The sequence below is a fragment of the Streptomyces sp. NPDC053431 genome (assembly GCF_044544925.1).
Lineage (GTDB): Bacteria > Actinomycetota > Actinomycetes > Streptomycetales > Streptomycetaceae > Streptomyces.
In genome coordinates this window covers 647274-663421 of record NZ_JBITXX010000002.1, presented here as the reverse complement: position 1 = coordinate 663421, position 16148 = coordinate 647274, and the positions used below count along the sequence as shown (strand labels likewise).

The 16148-nt window shown below is 69.8% G+C and carries 13 protein-coding genes; 7 read left to right on the top strand and 6 right to left on the bottom strand.

Going from position 1 to position 16148, the window contains the following annotated elements; genetic code table 11:
- Positions 1 to 441: 441 nt before the first annotated feature.
- Together ACIGXE_RS09060 and ACIGXE_RS09055 are read left to right on the top strand one after the other, a co-directional pair.
- Positions 442 to 1470: a hypothetical protein gene (locus ACIGXE_RS09060; protein ID WP_399745026.1), complete on the top strand. Its 1029-nt coding sequence runs from the start codon at positions 442 to 444 to the stop codon at positions 1468 to 1470.
- Between the two features lie 363 nt (positions 1471 to 1833).
- Positions 1834 to 2466 carry a hypothetical protein gene (locus tag ACIGXE_RS09055; RefSeq protein WP_399745025.1) on the top strand — a complete coding sequence of 211 codons (633 nt, stop codon included), beginning with the start codon at positions 1834 to 1836 and terminating at the stop codon, positions 2464 to 2466.
- Positions 2467 to 2648: 182 nt separating this feature from the next.
- Here ACIGXE_RS09055 and ACIGXE_RS09050 read toward each other — a convergent pair whose 3' ends face one another.
- Complete coding sequence (locus ACIGXE_RS09050; RefSeq protein ID WP_399745023.1) at positions 2649 to 3503, bottom strand: LysR substrate-binding domain-containing protein; 855 nt, start codon at positions 3501 to 3503, stop codon at positions 2649 to 2651.
- An 81-nt stretch (positions 3504 to 3584) separates the two neighbouring features.
- Between ACIGXE_RS09050 and ACIGXE_RS09045 the strand changes: the two genes are divergently transcribed.
- The 3 genes from ACIGXE_RS09045 to ACIGXE_RS09035 all read left to right on the top strand — a co-directional run bounded on the left by ACIGXE_RS09045 (position 3585) and on the right by ACIGXE_RS09035 (position 5953).
- Positions 3585 to 4538, top strand: a complete 954-nt coding sequence (locus tag ACIGXE_RS09045; RefSeq protein ID WP_399745021.1) for an MBL fold metallo-hydrolase — start codon at positions 3585 to 3587, stop codon at positions 4536 to 4538.
- A 170-nt stretch (positions 4539 to 4708) separates the two neighbouring features.
- Entirely contained in the window at positions 4709 to 4969 is a 261-nt protein-coding gene (locus ACIGXE_RS09040; RefSeq protein ID WP_399745019.1) for a hypothetical protein, read from the top strand.
- Positions 4970 to 5218: 249 nt separating this feature from the next.
- A complete protein-coding gene (locus tag ACIGXE_RS09035) occupies positions 5219 to 5953 on the top strand; it encodes an SOS response-associated peptidase (protein ID WP_399745017.1) in 735 nt (244 codons plus the stop codon).
- 22 nt (positions 5954 to 5975) lie between these two features.
- Here ACIGXE_RS09035 and ACIGXE_RS09030 read toward each other — a convergent pair whose 3' ends face one another.
- Both ACIGXE_RS09030 and ACIGXE_RS09025 read right to left on the bottom strand, forming a co-directional pair.
- The gene (locus tag ACIGXE_RS09030) at positions 5976 to 8474 is read right to left on the bottom strand and encodes an FG-GAP-like repeat-containing protein (protein ID WP_399745015.1); all 2499 of its coding nucleotides are present in this window, start codon (positions 8472 to 8474) and stop codon (positions 5976 to 5978) included.
- Between the two features lie 474 nt (positions 8475 to 8948).
- The gene (locus ACIGXE_RS09025) at positions 8949 to 9626 is read right to left on the bottom strand and encodes an esterase/lipase family protein (RefSeq protein WP_399745013.1); all 678 of its coding nucleotides are present in this window, start codon (positions 9624 to 9626) and stop codon (positions 8949 to 8951) included.
- Between the two features lie 607 nt (positions 9627 to 10233).
- On the opposite strand from ACIGXE_RS09025, the gene ACIGXE_RS09020 reads away from it, so the two are divergent.
- The gene (locus tag ACIGXE_RS09020; RefSeq protein WP_399745011.1) at positions 10234 to 10530 is read left to right on the top strand and encodes a hypothetical protein; all 297 of its coding nucleotides are present in this window, start codon (positions 10234 to 10236) and stop codon (positions 10528 to 10530) included.
- A gap of 335 nt (positions 10531 to 10865) precedes the next feature.
- On the opposite strand, the gene ACIGXE_RS09015 is transcribed toward ACIGXE_RS09020, so the two are convergent.
- The 3 genes from ACIGXE_RS09015 to ACIGXE_RS09005 all read right to left on the bottom strand — a co-directional run bounded on the left by ACIGXE_RS09015 (position 10866) and on the right by ACIGXE_RS09005 (position 14673).
- Complete coding sequence (locus tag ACIGXE_RS09015; protein ID WP_399745009.1) at positions 10866 to 11357, bottom strand: MarR family winged helix-turn-helix transcriptional regulator; 492 nt, start codon at positions 11355 to 11357, stop codon at positions 10866 to 10868.
- Between the two features lie 289 nt (positions 11358 to 11646).
- Positions 11647 to 12291 carry a LysE family translocator gene (locus ACIGXE_RS09010; protein WP_399745007.1) on the bottom strand — a complete coding sequence of 215 codons (645 nt, stop codon included), beginning with the start codon at positions 12289 to 12291 and terminating at the stop codon, positions 11647 to 11649.
- Positions 12292 to 12633: 342 nt separating this feature from the next.
- Positions 12634 to 14673 carry an N-acetylmuramoyl-L-alanine amidase gene (locus tag ACIGXE_RS09005; protein WP_399745005.1) on the bottom strand — a complete coding sequence of 680 codons (2040 nt, stop codon included), beginning with the start codon at positions 14671 to 14673 and terminating at the stop codon, positions 12634 to 12636.
- Between the two features lie 333 nt (positions 14674 to 15006).
- On the opposite strand from ACIGXE_RS09005, the gene ACIGXE_RS09000 reads away from it, so the two are divergent.
- Positions 15007 to 16128, top strand: coding sequence for a hypothetical protein (locus ACIGXE_RS09000; protein ID WP_399745004.1), 1122 nt, complete (start codon positions 15007 to 15009; stop codon positions 16126 to 16128).
- Positions 16129 to 16148: the final 20 nt, after the last annotated feature.

The following is a 16148-nucleotide window of genomic DNA, read 5'->3' as shown; positions in this document are numbered from 1 at the left end:
GGACCGTGGTCCACGCGGGACCGTGGTCCACGCGGGACCGTGGTCCACGCGGGACCGTGGTCCACGCGGGACCGTGGTCCACGCGGGACCGTGGTCCACGCGGGACCGTGGTCCGCGCGGGACCGTGGTCCGAGCGGGACCGTGGTCCGAGCGGGACCGTAGCGGGGGCGGGCGGTGAGCCGGCGTCCGGCCGCGCGTCGGCGTCCGGTCAGGCGGGGACCGGTCAGACGGGGGCTGGTCAGAGGGGGGCTGGTCAGAGGGGGGCGCTCAGGCGGGGGTCGCGTCAACCACTCCCCCCGGCATTCCCCTGGTCGGGCTGCGGGTGGCCGACTTCGCGCGCGGAAGGCCGCTCGGCCGTGCAAGCATCCGGGCCAGTGGGGGTGGATGAGGCGGCGGATGGAGCGCCGCTAACGACGGGCCGCCCCTAGGGAAGGACACCGCGTGACCCTGATCGAGCACCGATCGATCCGGCATCCTCGGCCGCCAGGCATCGACACACTGCGCTGTACGGCACGGCACGGGTTGGCCGCGGTCCCCGACCCGCGACACCGCGCCATGATGGCCGGCCTGCTGGATTCCGGCCTCCTCGACGGGCTGGTCGCGTTCGCCGTCGCGTACGAGCCGGCCGTCGACCGGGCCGCGACCCGTGCCGGGGCGGATCTGCTGGCCGCCGAGTTCGAGGCCTTCGGGATCGCAGTCCCTGCTGCGACGATCCGCGCCATCACCGTGATGCGCAGCCTGATGGTGCCGGTCGCCGACGCGGACCTCGCCTTCGCGCTCGACCGGGTCTGGGTGTTCGGCACCTACCTCGACGACCTCTGCAGCCGCGATCCGGCCGAGGCCGAGGCAGTCCTGCAGGAGGCCCTGCTGCCCGAGCGGGCCCCGGCCCGGTCGACCACCCGCTACCTGCGGCACATGTTCGCGGGGATCGCGCCGTTCTGCGATCCGACGTTCCTGGCGGTCTACCGGGCCTTCCTGCACAACGCACTCATCGGCGTGCTGATGGAGGCAGAGTTCACGCCCGAGGCGTCCGACGGCGTGGACAGTGACTTCGTGCGGGCCTACAACGGCTTCTCCCAGTTCTGGTTCGTCTCGCTCCAGTTCACCGACCGCTGCCTGGACGCCCGCACCAACCGGGCGTTCTGGTCGTGCTCGCTGAGCTCCGGCGTGACATTCCTGAACGACATCAACGATGTGCTGTCGTCCTACAAGGAGGCCGTCGACGGGGCGGATTTCGTCAGCAGCAGGCTCTACCGCACTTGCGTCCGCGAGGGCATCGCGTACCAGGCCGTTGTCCGCCGCACCCTGGAAAGCGGTCTCAGCGCCCGCGACCGCCTCCTCGCTCTCGCCGCCGACGACCAGCGGGCGCACCTCGAGCGATACGTGGCGGGCTACGTCTATTTCCACCTCCGTTGCCGTCGCTACCGCTGGAATGACATCTATCCGGCTCTCACACCGATCGACACCTGACAGCGCCGCGGACAAGCAGGGAGTGGCGTGGTCAGGGCCCGGTATGGCCAGCCAGCGTTCCAGCGCGGTGATGGGCCAGGGAGCGCAGGACGCGCCGTTGCACCGCGTACCGAGGTCCCGACGCGGATCCTTCCGGCCGCTGCCGTCACCTCACGGTTCCAGCGCCGTGTTCGAGCCCGACGCCCTTGGGCGGAAGGCCTTCAGCAGGCCGCGAAGCACGGTCTCCCGTTCTCGTGCTCAGGGGCCCGCGTCCGTGAATGGCGAACGAGGGTGATCATGTTCGGCTAGGTTCTCCTAAATCCAATGCAGCGGAACAGGTATGACGACCAGTCACCCGAAGGCGGCGGAGAAGGGGGCTTGACCATGAGCCGAACGAGCCAGGCGTCCCTGCTCGGGCAGCACCTGACGGAGGTCACCGAGGTCACCGTGACCGTCGACCACATCCGCGGCGCCGAGTGGAGCCTGAACTGGGCCGATGGCCCCCTCGACCACGAGATGCGCGCCCACTTGGACGACGCCCTCACCCACGACCGGCACGCCGACATGCGCGACCAACGACTCACTCTCCTGCGCGAGAGCACCTCCCGTTCCTGGGCCGCGCGGGCCATCGCCGCCCACCGCGAGGGCGCCCTCACCACCGCCATCGCCGAGGGCGCCGACAACCGGCGCCTGGGCGTGGACCTGCCACGGCTCGACCCGCCGAACCCAGGCGAGACGCATGAGTGGTTCGCCCTGCTGCACCACGTCCAGAAACTCCAGCGGACCACGTCCTACCCCGAGCGGGCCAGTGCTCCGGAGGACGAGTCCTTCATCGAGGCGCTCCTCGGCGCCGCCGTCCTCACCGACGCCAACGGGGAGCCGATCCCGCACAACTCCGAGCGCCGCATGGCCCACATCATGCTCGCCCTCGAGCAAGCCCCACCCCCGGACCAACCCCTCGGCCCTACCGCCCCCTCGCCCGCACCCGCACGCGCACGCGCACCCGAGGAGCGATGACCGCCGCCGTCGGTCCTGACCGGCGTCGCCAACCTGGCTGACGGCGCCTCGCCGGCGCGAACCCGAGGGTGCAGCGGAATGGGAAGCGCGCCGATCCGGTACTCCCGACGGCGGCCGTCGATGGCTGGTGGCGGAGCACGCGGAGGGCGGAGGGGGCGGCGTCCATGCCCGGACGCGGGAGCTCAGCCGAGGTAGGCGGCTGCAGCGATCCGGTCGAAGGAAGGGATCAGCGGGTTGGTGTCGTCCGCGTTCCACACCGCCACCACGCGGCTCGGCGCCATGTCGGTCAGCGGTACGGCGGTCAGCCCTTCGGGCATGTCGTGTCCGAGGGGGGTCATGCCGACCGTGCCGTTCCACAGCACGGCCTGCCGGCATTCCTGGACGGCCCGTACCACCGGGCCCTCGCGGGGCTGGTCGCCGTTCCAGTACGCCCACCAGAGCGGGTCGGTGCCCTCGGGGAACTGGAACCAGCGCCGGCCGGCCAGGTGGGCCAGCTTCAGGTGCGCGCGCCCGGCAAGGGGGTCGTCGGTGCGCAGGACCGCGCCGACCGGATCGGTGCGCAGCTCGTGCACGCGCAGACCGGTCTCGTCGAAGGGTGCGCGAGTGAGGGCGATGTCGACCAGCCCGGCGCGCAGGCCGCAGGTCGGGTCGGTCAGGTCGGCCTCGCGGACCCGGACTTCGATGCCCGGGTGTTGCTCGCGGTAGGCGTCGGCCAGACGGAGGGCGCCGAGGTCGGAGCCGTCGCCGAGGAGGCCGATGGTGAGGGCTGCGGGGCGGTCGGCCGCCGCGGCCACGCGGGCGCGCGCCCGGTCGGCCTGGTCGAGCAGGCTGCGGGCTTCGTCCAGCAGGACCGTTCCGGCTGGGGTGAGGGTGACGCCGGTGGCGGCGCGGTTGAGCAGGGTGGCGCCGAGGCCGGTCTCCAGTTGTTTGATCGCCCGGCTCAGCGGGGGCTGGCTGATGTGCAGCCGGGCGGCGGCCCGGCCGAAGTGGAGTTCCTCGGCGACCGCGACGAAGTAGCGCAGTGTGCGTAGCTCCATGCTGCGACGATACCCGTGGGGAATCGGGGGGTACCCAAACAGTCTTGGACGGCCCGGGCGTCGGGACGGTCCAATCGGAGCATGAACGACGCACCGCTTCCCGACCCCGCCGTCCACATCGCCGGCGCCCAGGAGATCGCCCCCGGGCTGCTGGTCGTCCCGGACCGCGGGATCCCGCTGGTCCCCAACATCGGCGTCGTCGGCGGCACGCAGGCCGTCCTGGTCGTCGACACCGGCATGGGCACCGCCAACGCCGAGCAGGTCCTCGCTCTGGCGTCCGAGGTGGCCCGGGGCCGCCGCCTGTACCTGACCACGACGCACTACCACCCCGAGCACGCCTTCGGCGCGCACGTCTTCGCCGAGCAGGCCACGTACCTGGTCAACCGCGCCCAGGCCCACGACCTGGAGGCGAAGGGGCAGGGCTATCTGGAGATGTTCCGCGGCTTCGGCGCCCCGGTCGCCGACCGGCTCGACGGCGACGTCCGCGTGCCCACCCCTGACGTCGTCTACGACGGCGTCCACGAACTGGATCTCGGGGGCCGCACCGTGCGGCTGCGGCCCACCGGCCGAGGGCACACCAAGGGCGACCAGGTGATCGAGGTACCGGATGCAGGCGCGGTGTTCACCGGCGATCTGGCCGAGACCGCGCACTTCGCGATCTTCCCCTGGTTCCCGCCCCACGACACCGACGTCTCCGGGGTCCGCTGGCTGGCCGTCATGGAGCAGCTGGCCGCCGCCGGACACAAGGTGGTCGTCCCCGGGCACGGCGCCGTCGGTGGCCCGCAGGTCCTCGTCGACGTCCGTGACTACCTGCGCGAGCTACGAGGGGAGACCTGGCGGCGGCGGGACTCGGCGATGAGCGAAAGCGAGATCACGGCCGAGGTCAGGGCGCTGCTGATCGAACGGCATCCGCAGTGGGCCGGACGGGAGTGGATCGAGAAGGGCGTGAGCTGCCTGTGCGCCGAGCACACGCCGAGGTCCTCGATGACACCGGCTCGATCAGGCCACACCGGGAACAGCACCATGGAGGGGTGACGCCGACCGGAACAGCAGCGATCGCCCTGCAGTGCCATGCAGCCCTTGGACCGTGTCCTGTGTGGTGAGACGCAGCAGTCGCTGTTTGCGTGCGGCCAGCGGCTTTTTCCTGAAGCCGGCGGCGTTTGCGTGGAGCGGGCGGGCTTGGGCGATGTCGGTACGATGCGTGGATGTCTTCGGAAGATCTTGGGGCCGTGTGGGTCCTTCAAGGATTCAGCAAGGTCGACGAGTTCCTGCGCACCGAGTTTCCCATCAGCCGCGAACAGATCGTGCAACTCCGTAAGGTGATCACTCCCGATGCGGACGATCCTTGGATGTTCGGTTGCTACGAGGTGCCCATCGAGTTGTGGCCGGCGGTGGACGCGATCCTGCGGTGTGGGCCACCCGATCCCGGGCTCGACTACCTGACAGGCTGCTACGCGGCAGACTAGGGCCGCCGGTCGACGACAGCTACCGTACGAAGCCAATTCGAAGAATGCGGCTCCGCTCCCGCCCCGCTTCCTGGCCTTCTTGCGGGCGAGGGCGTGCTCGGCACGCGCGCGGGCCTGGCGGCGGGCTCTGTTCTTCCCCCACACGTGACCGGGTCGGGTCCGCGGCGCCGCATCGCCCGCGCACCTCCTCGCCCGCGGCGCGCTCGCGGTTCGGCCACGGGGCTGTGCGGTCGTGGCAGAGTGGCGGGTATGTGCGGCCGCTATGCCTCCACTCGCAGTCCTCAAGAGCTGACCCAGCTGTTCGGCGTCACCGAATGGCATCCCGACGAGACGCTGGCACCCAGCTGGAACGTCGCCCCGACCGACGAGGTCTACGCCGTCCTGGAACGCCGTCCCCGGGGTGCCGGCGAAGAGGTGCGCAGACAGCTTCGGACACTTCGGTGGGGCCTGGTTCCTTCGTGGGCGAAGGACCCCAAGGTGGGGGCCCGGATGATCAACGCCCGGGTGGAGACGCTGCACGAGAAGCCCGCCTTCCGCCGGGCCCTCGCCAAGCGCCGCTGCCTGCTGCCGGCCGACGGCTTCTACGAGTGGGAGCCGGTCGAGGACGGGGCGACCGGGAAGACCCGTAAGCAGCCGTATTTCATCCACCCCACCGACGACCAGGTGATGGCGCTGGCGGGCCTGTACGAGTACTGGCGGGACCCGGACGTCAAGGACGACGACGATCCGCACGCCTGGCTGACCACCTGCACGATCATCACCACCGAGGCCACCGACGCCGCCGGCCGCGTACACCCCCGTATGCCGCTCGCGCTCGCCCCCGACCACTACGACACATGGCTCGACCCCCACCACGAGGACACGGACGACCTGCGCGCCCTGCTCACCCAGCCGGCGGACGGACGGCTCGACGCCCGCCCCGTCTCGTCCGCCGTGAACAGCGTCCGCAACAACGGGCCGCATCTCGTGGACGAGGCCCGCTGAGGTCGGACGCGGTTCCTGGGTCCTACCAGCCCTTGGTCACGTCGTGGGCGGCTTCGAAAGTGCCGTTGCCGTGTCCGGGCCAGGCCTTGAGCGTGCCGGTGGAGTCGTCCCGTGCCAGGATGTCCGCCTTGCCGTCGCCGTCCATGTCCTGGGCGGCGACCGTCTGGGAGAAGCTCCATCCGCCGGTGACCTGGACCGGCTTGTTGAAGTAGCCGGCCGCGTTGTGCGTCCACATCTTCAGGGTGTTCGTCGCGGGGTCGCGGGCGAGGATGTCGGCTTCGCCGTCACCGTTGAAGTCCGCGGTGGTGGTCTGCGTGAAGTTCCATCCCGCGGTGAGCGGGACGGAGGCGCTGAAGGTGCCGTCGCCCCGGCCGGCCCACATCTTCAGGTTGCCGTCGGGGTCGCGGGCGATGATGTCGGCCTTCCCGTCGCCGCCGAAGTCGGCGGTGGCGGTCTGGGTGAAGTTCCAGCCGCCGGTCACGTTGCGCGGAGTGTTGAAGGTGCCGTCCCCCCGGTTGACCCACATGCGGAGCGTGTTCTGGGGGACGCTCTCGTCGGCGGGCCCCTCGTAGCGGGCCAGGATGTCGGCCTTGCCGTCGCCGGTGAAGTCGGCGGCGGTGGTCTGGGAGTAGTTCTGCCAGCCGAGGGTGAGGTCCTTCGCCTTGTCGTAGGTCCCGTCGCCACGGCCGAACCACACCTTCAGCGTGCCTGTCGGGTCGTGCCGGGCCATCAGATCGCTGATCGAGTCGCCGTCGAAGTCGGCGGCGGTGGTCTCTCCCATGGGCAGGGACGCCCGAGGGGCGCGCTCGGCCAGGGTACGGCCGAGGAGTTCCGTACCGGCGTCGTTGAAGTGCAGCCTGTCCGCGCTCGCGACCGCGGGCCGGAGGGCGTACGGATCGTCGAGGTCCTTGGTGGCCACGTCGAAGTCGATGTAGCCGTCGATGTCGCTCGTGGTGCGGATGTACGCGTTCACGGTCTGCCGCACGGCTTCGTGGAGCCGGAAGGAGCCGGTGCCTCCGGTGTACCCGGAGAAGCCGGGGATGGTGGCGACCGTGACACGGATCCCGCGGGCGCGGGCCTGGGCCGCGATCGATCGGATGGCGTTCGTGACAGTGGTGGACGACGCGTTGTCGTGGACGATGTCGTTGACGCCCTCGTAGAGGACGACCTCGCGCACGTCGGGCTGGGCGAAGACGTCGCGGTCGAGGCGGGTGACCGCGCTCGGACCCGAACCGTTGGAGTAGTCCTTGGCTATCCGGTTCGAGCTGATGCCGGCGTTGAGGACGCCTGGGGAGGACGCGCCGCCGCCGAGGAAGGACGCGTAGAAGTCGGGATAGCGACGGTTGGTGTTCGCGGTGCTGTGGCCGCCGTCGGTCTGGGAGTCGCCGATGGCGACAACGGTCCCGGCACCGCCGGTCGACGCGACGTCGACACCGCTGACCAGCCCCCAGAAGGAGACGGGCTTGGTGAAGGCGTCGTTCTGGACGTCGGCCGAACGGTCCCCGGCGAAACGGGCGGTGGTGTAGGAGGTCGCCAGGGCGTACCCGTGGTGGGGAGCCACCTTCACGGTCCCCGGCAGGTGGTAGCTGACGAGCAGGTTCCGTCCCGCGGTGACGGGGAGGGAGATCGGGTCGCTGACGACCTCTCCGCCTGCCGGGAGCGTGGTCTGCTCGCTGCCGGCGAAGGTGACGGTGACGGGCGTCTGCGCGGCGGTGGCCTGGTCGGCCTGTTCGGCGAGGGTGACGTGACCGAGCCGCACGGGGTCGGGCGAGAAGGTGTTGGCGAAGCGCAGCCGGACAGTGGAGCCACTCGTGTGGGGGTTGACCACCATGCGGAAGGTCTGGTTCGTCCAGTCCGGATAGTCGGTTCCCATGGAGGTGGTGCGTCCGTAGCTGAAGGACGTGGCCCAGCTTCCGACCCAGGTGGCACCGCCGGGCGCGGCAGGAGTGCCGCGCACCGCGGCGGAGAAGACGTGCAGCCGGGGGCCGCCGGCGGGCAGGGAGGGCAGGGTGACGGAGGAGACCGTCTTGCCCGGGCTGACAGGGACGGTGACCGCGAACAGTTTCACCGGCGTCGTGCCCCGTGCGGAGCGGCCGAGGACGACGGCCGCGGCGACCGTGTTGCCGGCTTCCCAGTCGCCGACGTTCTCGAGGGTGTACGCAGAGGTGGTGCCGTCGCTGTAGTGCACGGTTCCGGAGCCGCTCGCCGCACCGCCGGTGGCGGTGACCAGGAAGCCGAGGGCGTTGCCGGAACCGGAGACGGACACCCGCTGGCCGGCGGCGACGATGTTGTCCATCTGCCCGGGGGCCACGTCGGGCAGGGTGTAGGTCGTGCCGCTGACGGTGACGCGCGCTCCGCGGGACCAGCCCGCGGCGTTCAGCGCCTCGGCGGAGAGGCTGTCGCCCGTTCCGTCGAGGTCCGCGAGACCGGGCGAAGTCTGGGGCGCGATACCGGCGTTGTCGAAGGCCTCGGCGAACGCGACGGGGACGGCCTCGTCGGCCGTCGCGGGCATCGCGGGCATCGCCGAGATTCCGGCGGTGACCAGCCCGAGAACAAGAGCCGCGGCTGCGGTTCTCCTTCGGGCGGACGGGGGTGCCGTATCGAGCATGTGCTGTCTCTCCTGGCTGGGTTCGGGAACGGCCATGGCGTGCGGTGCCACGTGCTGGTGCCGCCGGGACTCGAGGACTCCGGAGAGTTCGACGTGCCAGGACGTGGAGTCGCGATTATCGCCGAGTGGGTGGACGCGCCCGCCCTCGCCGCCGGTCCGGGGGACCCTGGCACCACCGGGCCCCAGCACCACCGGATCAGGGGATCGAGCGGAAAGGATTCTCAGCAGCCGAGGCGAGTACAGCGTGTGACCGCACCGGAAGGGGTGGTCACACGCTGTCGCCGACCAGCAGAGCCAGTTGGGGCTCATGGTCGGCCGAGTCGAGGAGTGGAGGGCTGTGTGCCCTGTTCGGGTTTCACCACCCCACTCCCGCCGACGTCTGGTGCGTCAGGAGTTGATGAAGTCACGCACCTGCCCGTAGACGGTCGGGTCCGAACCGATGGCGGTGTGGCTGAGGCAGGCGGTCTGGGTGTTCTTCGCTCCGCTCAGGGAGACGCTGCTGTCGGGGTTGATGATCGTGTCGCAGGGCGACCACCAGGTGCCGTAGCGCGGGTTGCCCGGGGTCTCGTCGCCGGCGTTGAGCGACGTGAGGAAGGTGGAGCCGATGCGCATCTCGATGCAGGAGGTGTAGGCGCATCCGTTGGCCCAGTCGGTGCCGTGGTTGGGACCGGCCAGGGAGACCCATGCGTCGATCTTGCTGCTGTCCAGGTTCTTGGCGTAGTAGCGGCTGGAGAGCCCGCCCATCGAGTGGCTGACGATGTCGACCTTGGACGCGCCGGTGGCGGCGAGCAGGCGGTCCACCTCGGCGGAGAGTTGCTGGGCGGTGGTGGCGTTGGACTGGCGCCAGTCGTAGCTCCACTGGTCCAGGTGGGACGAGGGCCAGCCGTCGGCGCGGAAGTCGTCGGCCATGGTGTTCCAGTAGGAGCCCGACGAACTGTATCCGTGGACGAACAGGATGGGGTTGCTGGACGGTCCGAAGGTGGATGTTCCGGCGGCGTGCCCCGGTGCCGCGGACGTGAGGGCGAACAGGGTGCCGGCAAGGGCGGCGAGCACGTACTTCTTCAAGGCGTACCTCTAGGTGATCGGCTCGGTGGGGGGCGGCGCGACGGGAGGTTACTCCCTGGTAGACAGTTCGAGTCAATGGTGTCTCAGGGATCGATACCGGCCCTTGACCTGCAGTTTCGCTCCGCCTCGTAGCGTTGTGAGGTGCCGTGTCGACCGCCCTGGGATGAGCGTGCGCCTGCCACACGGACACCGCCCTGGGCGTGCGTACGCCGGAGCTTGATCGCCGCCAGGGCCTACCGGCACCGCGGCGCGCCCCGGCAGCGGGACATCTTCTGCCGACCTGTTCGGAGTAGGCGTGCCCCCGGTGCGTGCCTGGTTGTCGGCTTCGGCAGGGCATGGTGACTCAACTGAACGTTCCGCAGAGGGTTGCGTTCGGTCCGGTCGGGGCCGGGCCCAGCCGGCCACGATAGAGCGCCCGGCGTTGATCGGGACGCCGAGCGGGGCGAGGCCGCTGGGCGCGCACGCAATTTTGACGCACTCCTGACCTGTATAGCCGGCCGCGAGCCACATTTCCGACTCGCGGCCTGACGCCCAGTATTTTCGGCCGGGTGTATTAGGATCCGCCGCTAGCAGCAATTGATCGACACCCCAATCGACAGGAGACCCGATGATCGGCGTGCTCGTGACGTTCACGCAGAACGACAAGTTCGATCGTTCGACCATCGCAAAGATTGCCGGCGAACTCCGAGGACCGTTCGAAGGCATGACCGGCCTTCGCTTCAAGAGCTTCATGCTCGACGAAGACGGCGGTCAGGCAAAGAACTTCTACGTGTGGGATGACGAGGAGAAGGGTCGCTCCTTCTTCACGGACGAGCTCGTCGGCAAGGTGACGGAGGTTTATGGCGCCCCGCCCGCAATCGAATACTTCGACATCGTGGGGTTCGTCGACAACTCTGGCAGCTGACTCTCAAGAGGGCTGCCGCAGAAACCTTGCCGTCCAGGCCGTATGGGACCATCCCGGCACGCCAGGACCGCCTCCCCTGGTTCCTGATCGAGGCGACCGAGCAGCGCCACGCCGAGCCTTCCAGGGCGCCCACCGCTCGACGGGCACGGCGGGGCTGCCCAGGAGCCGGAGACGACGCTCCCCCCCTGTGCTCTGGTCCTGCCGCGTCGGCGAGCGCAGCTCGCTCGGGATCGAGCGCCGGTACCGCGGGAACGCCGCCTTCAGGGACCGCATGGCCGGATGCTCGCCGCCACTCTGTTCCGAACCCCGCTGCTGACGAAGCTGAAACGAGGTACCTAGGCGGAACCATCTCCCTCGGCGTTGGCGATCATCCTGCGCAGCACCCTGAGCACGGCCACGTACTCCTCGTCACTGACGCCCTGATGGACCTCCGCGCGCAGCTCTGTGGCCAGCCTGCGCAGCCGGACCCGGGCAGCCTCGCCGGCATCGGTGAGGTGCAGTCTCTGTCCGGCGTCGATACCCAGCCAGCCCCGGTGCAGCAACTGGTCGATGACCCGGGGGATTTCGTACTGCCCGCCCGCAAGAGGGGTCAGCTGGGTGATCACCTCCTCACGGCTGGGCGGCGTGGGCCCGCCGGTCACCCGGTTGAGCACCCAGTACTGCGGCTGGGTGACATCGATCCTCGCCATGGCGTCACGCAAACGCCTTGTCACAGCCTCGTGGACGAGGCCGGCCCAATAGCCGATGGGCTGGCCGGCCAATACGTCGTCGGTGGCGGCCGGATCAGCCGGCGCCTGGTCAGTGGTGTGGCCGTTTAACGGTTTCATGATCGCGACGCTACACCCCGTCGCGTACGCGGACGCTGCCGCACACTGGATCTCCGCTTCAGCGCTGGGCGGCCCGGCTGAGCGGGCCCTTGAGGCGGCTGCTGAGTCATTCGACCCGTCAGCACCTGACGCAAGCAGCAATTCCACGCGATCCCCCGCGCCTCGAGGTGCTGGAATCAGTTGGATGCGACCGGAAAGGGTGGACCTAGTTACCCGTGCGCGGCGCCGACGACTCTCTGCCTCAACCTGCCTAGGCGGAGCACCGGTCCCACCGGTGCGCGTGCATGGCTCAGGCCGGGCCAGGGGTACGGGAGAGGGCTGTGCGCAGTGCGAAGACGCCGAGCACGCTGCCTGCCAGGAACCTCTGAGCGGTCATCACGCGGGGTCGGGCGGCCAGAAAGCCAGACACCCGTGCCGCGCCCAGCATGATCAGGGCGTTCACGGAGATCCCCACGATGATCTGCACACCACCGAGCTGCAGCAGTTGCGCCCAGGCCGGACCCGCCTGCGCATCCATGAACTGGGGCAGGAGAGCGGCGTACATGAGAGCGATCTTGGGGTTGAGCAGGTTGGTCAGGAGCCCCATCGAGAACAGGCGCGCGTCGGAGACGGGTGGCAGGTCCTGGGCCGGCGCGAAGGGTGAGCGGCCACCGGGCCTGAGCATGTCCCAGGCCAGGTAGGCCAGGTAGCCGGCCCCGGCGAGCTTGACCAGCGTGAACGCCAGCGGCACGGCGGCGAACAACGCGGACAGGCCGGCGGCCGCGGCTACCAGATAGCACAGGAATCCCACGGCGGTTCCGCTCAGGCTGACCAGGCCCGCCCTGCGGCCTTGGGTGATCGCGCGGGAGGCGAGGTGGATCATGTTCGGTCCCGGAGTCAGGGCCATGCCCAGTTCGACCAGGGCCACTCCCCCCACTGCGGCCAGACTGATCACTGTCAACTCCCGGTCGTTTGCCTGGCATCCGGTAACCGCCGTGGGCGCCCGGAGGCGACGGACGGCTGCGGCTCATCGGCGGTGCCCGCGTCGCCTGCTCAGGATACGGCCCTCCCCTTCGGCGTCTCCGTGCACCCTCGTTCCAGCCGGCCAACGGCACGACGGCCGTGGCGCCGTTGGGGCCGGGGCCCAGACAGACCCGGTCACGCGGCGGATCGGTCCGGCCGTCTCCCGGCCGGAGTGGCTACCCGCGCGACGGCGTGCACATCCGCGTCGCCAGGCCTTGCCGGATGGCGAAGGCCGCCGGGTCGGGGAAGGGTCGGGTCAGCTCGGCTCGGGGCCCTATCGGCGTGTTTCCGCCGTGTTGACCGTGGCCAGGCGGCGGTTGTACTGGATCACCTCGTACTGCTGGTCACCAGTGACCACGATCTCCGGGCGCGTCGGTGTGGCAGGGGAGAAGTCGTCGGCGCCCACCGGTGTCCGAGCGGCCACGTACGCCTGCCCCTGGGGGAACGTGTACGTGGTGAACCGCGTCTGTTCCGATGCGGTCACCCCCTCGGGGTACTCGTCGGCGCGAGGGTAGGCCGTCGTGTAGACGGAGGCCGACTTCGCCCCGCTCGCGGGACGGACGATGGGCGCGTTCGGGGCAAGGCGGGTGTGCACGCCCGCAGGGTTGTGGATCCATCCCTTCTGCCCACCGAACCAGATGGCCGTCCAGTCCCCCCGTACGTCGGCGACCACGAATTCCTGCCCCCACACAACGGTGGACCCCCAGTCGTCGATGCGGTCCGTTCCCGGCGACCCGTCCGGGTGGAGGGCGGGGTCGGAGACGAGCGGGGCATCGTCGCGGGGCGCCGTACGGACGTAGAGGAGGTTCGAAGGCCCGGTCTGCGTCCGGCAGTTCGGATCGCACACCGTCACCGTCTGCTTGTTCTTGCCGAACGTCGGGGCGATCATGACCGCCTGCCCGATCCCGACGTTTCCGCCCGCCCTTCGCCCCGCCGCCTCGTACTCCTGGCGGTGGTCGGCGTCCAGGAGAGCCATGAACTTCTCCCAGTCCCAGTAGGGGCCGGGGTCCCAGTGGGCGTCCGGCGCGCGGGCCGGCCTCGGTGGCAGGACGTTGTCGTGCCCGATGATGTGCTTGCGGTCCAGTGGGACGTCGAAGCGCCGGGCCAGGTAGACCACCAATGCGGCAGTGGCCTTGTACTGGGCCGGAGTGAACCAGCTGGGCCCCTGGGCGGCGTATCCCTCCAGTTCGATACCGATGCCGTGCAGGTTGACCCAGTAGTTTCCGGCGTGGAAGGCGACGTCCTTGGTGGCAACCATCTGTGTTGCCTCGCTGCCGTCGGCCTTCATCACGTAATGCGCGGAGACCCCGCTGACGGGATCCTGGAACCAGCTGATTCCCCCGTCGTAGGACCCTTCGAGGTCGTGAATGACGATGAAGTCGACGCCCATGCCGTTCGAGTTCCGCGCGGAGGCCTGGTAGTTCGAGAGGGCGGCGGGAACGAACCGGCAGTTCAGCTCGCGGGGGCACTCCGGCACCGCGGCCGCGGCCGCCGTTCGCAGCCTCAGGGATGCGAGCTGTGACCGGTCCGGACGGACGACCGGCGACTTCGGCAACGACACCGTCCGGCCGTCCTCGCGCACCCGCTGCTTGCCGGTGCGGATCACCGTGAACACGCCGTCGGCGAACCGGCCGGCCGTGGCGGCGTCAGCGGCCTGGCTGTAGCGCGCCACAGCCCCGTACCACCTGCCCGCGTCCGGTGAGATCTCCCGGGTGATCTGCCGTTGGTACGAGGCGAGCAGAGCGGCGCCGCCTCTGAGGTTCTGCAGTTCGTCCCGCTTGAGCGTCTGCGGCGCGACGCCGATCATCGCGGCGGCGGCCTGCAAGGTGTGCTCGGACGGGTCGTCGGTGCCCGTGGCGTCCACCGGCCCTTCGCCTGGGCGGTGGACGTAGGTTCTCCCGGACGTCGTGTCCGTCAGGTGCATCGGACCGTAGCCGCCCTTGGTGCTGGGGCGACCGTGGTTCCCCTCCCACCACGAGGACTCGTAGCTGACGCCGAGGAGTACCTCCTTCGGCACACCGAACTCTGCTGCCGCCTGCTCGGCCGCCCGCTCGAAGCCGCCGGGCGTCGCCTCGGAGGGTCGGGCGTACCCGGCAGCGGCACATGCCCAGACGAGGGCCACCGCCACACCCACAGCGCCGAAACCCCGGTTCCTCCTGCGTCCTCTGGCCACACCACGTCTTCTGGCCACACCACGTCCCATTTCGCATCGGCGGTCGGAGTTGTCGTCGAGGCCGGTACCGCGGCCGCCACAATCCTTCGGGCGAAGGCCTCCCGGCCCGACCGACACGCCCAACACGCGCAGGCCCGTCACCGCACCGGAGCAGTGCTCCCGAGGCGGCATCCCCACCCCAGTGGCCCGGGGCCAGGCGAGACAGGAGAAAGTCGCTGCGTCGAAGCCCCCGTCGAGGACGGGCAGGACCCACCCCCCGTCGTGTGCACGAACAGGTGCGGCCCGCGACGCGCAACCGCTCGATCCTCGGCTTGATCCCCGGAAGCAGGACGCCGAACAGCTCACACAAGCCCACAAAGAGAGCCCGCCTGCCCGGTCGGCGGGGGCCAGCGTGTCACATGGCGCCGACGCCACCCCCGGGGCATCCTGTGGGCACTTCCGATCGCGGGAACAGCCGACGAAAAGGGTTCAGCCATGCCGGTGTCGTCGCCGGGCGTTACGGTCGTGGCTCTCCTCGCGGACCCGGACGCGCCGACCGAGATCGCTCGGCGCATCGCCCAGACTCTGCCGGATCGGCTCGCCGACAAGTCAGGCCAGGGGCAACGGTTCGACGTCGAGGTGGTCAGTGAGCCCTTCACTGCGGGGACCGAGGACCCGCCCACCTTGATGCGTCGGATCATGGATCGTGGGAGTGCGGAGCACTGGGACATCGTCGTGGCCCTCACCGACCTTCCGCTGCACTCACACGGGCGCAAGCTTGCTGTCCATCTGAATCACGAACACGGCTTGGCGCTGCTCTCTCTTCCTTCACTGGGGGGCCTGAGACTGCAGACGAGGGCCCGGCGGGCCGTCGAAGAAGCTGTTCTTGGCCTGGCGGGTGCGCAAACCGCTGGGGCCGAAGGGCCTCCGCGAGGTCAGCCGCGTCTGGGGCCCTTTCTCAATCGTCTCGCGCCTGTTCAGCCCGGCCGAGCCGGTGAGAAGGAGACAGACGATCTTCGGTACGTCGTCAGCGGGCCGCGCGGCTACCTGCGAGTGCTCGCCGGTATGGTCCGCGCCAACCGGCCGTGGCGGTTGGTGCCGGGCTTGTCGAAGGCCCTGGCGGCCGCACTCGCCACGGGAGCAGTCGCCACCGTGAACTCCACCGTCTGGAGCCTGGCCGCCTCCCTGAGCACGCCACGCCTCGTGATCGCCACGGTCGGGTCCATCGCGATCATGATCGGCTGGCTGATCGTGGACGCGAACCTGTGGCATCGATCACCGGAGCATTCGCCAGAGGCGAGGCAGAGGGCTGCTCTCTACAACGCCTCGACCGTCGTGACCGTGGGTATCGGGGTGCTCGTCTGCTACGTGGGTTTGCTGGTCACCAACTTGGTGTGGGCGCTGTTCATCCTCAACGACCAAGTGTTCGCTTCCGTGACACGAGCCCCGCTTCACGCCACGGGGTACTGGACGTTGTCCTGGTTCGTCGCTTCGGTCGCCACCGTGGGCGGCGCCCTTGGATCGGGCTTGGAGAGCGACGAGGCGATCCGGGCAGCCGCCTACTCCAAGCGCGAACAGGAACGTCGCAGATTGCTGCAGGACGACCACGGTGACTAGGCCGTTCGTATATGGCGCCT

Coding starts and splice junctions, on each gene's coding strand:
- ACIGXE_RS09045 (WP_399745021.1), top strand. CDS start 3,585: ATGAACGACGCACCGCTTCCCGACCCCGCCGTCCACATCGCCGGCGCC.
- ACIGXE_RS09050 (WP_399745023.1), bottom strand. CDS start 3,503: ATGGAGCTACGCACACTGCGCTACTTCGTCGCGGTCGCCGAGGAACTC.
- ACIGXE_RS09040 (WP_399745019.1), top strand. CDS start 4,709: ATGTCTTCGGAAGATCTTGGGGCCGTGTGGGTCCTTCAAGGATTCAGC.
- ACIGXE_RS09020 (WP_399745011.1), top strand. CDS start 10,234: ATGATCGGCGTGCTCGTGACGTTCACGCAGAACGACAAGTTCGATCGT.
- ACIGXE_RS09000 (WP_399745004.1), top strand. CDS start 15,007: ATGCCGGTGTCGTCGCCGGGCGTTACGGTCGTGGCTCTCCTCGCGGAC.
- ACIGXE_RS09035 (WP_399745017.1), top strand. CDS start 5,219: ATGTGCGGCCGCTATGCCTCCACTCGCAGTCCTCAAGAGCTGACCCAG.
- ACIGXE_RS09055 (WP_399745025.1), top strand. CDS start 1,834: ATGAGCCGAACGAGCCAGGCGTCCCTGCTCGGGCAGCACCTGACGGAG.
- ACIGXE_RS09030 (WP_399745015.1), bottom strand. CDS start 8,474: ATGCCCGCGATGCCCGCGACGGCCGACGAGGCCGTCCCCGTCGCGTTC.
- ACIGXE_RS09015 (WP_399745009.1), bottom strand. CDS start 11,357: ATGAAACCGTTAAACGGCCACACCACTGACCAGGCGCCGGCTGATCCG.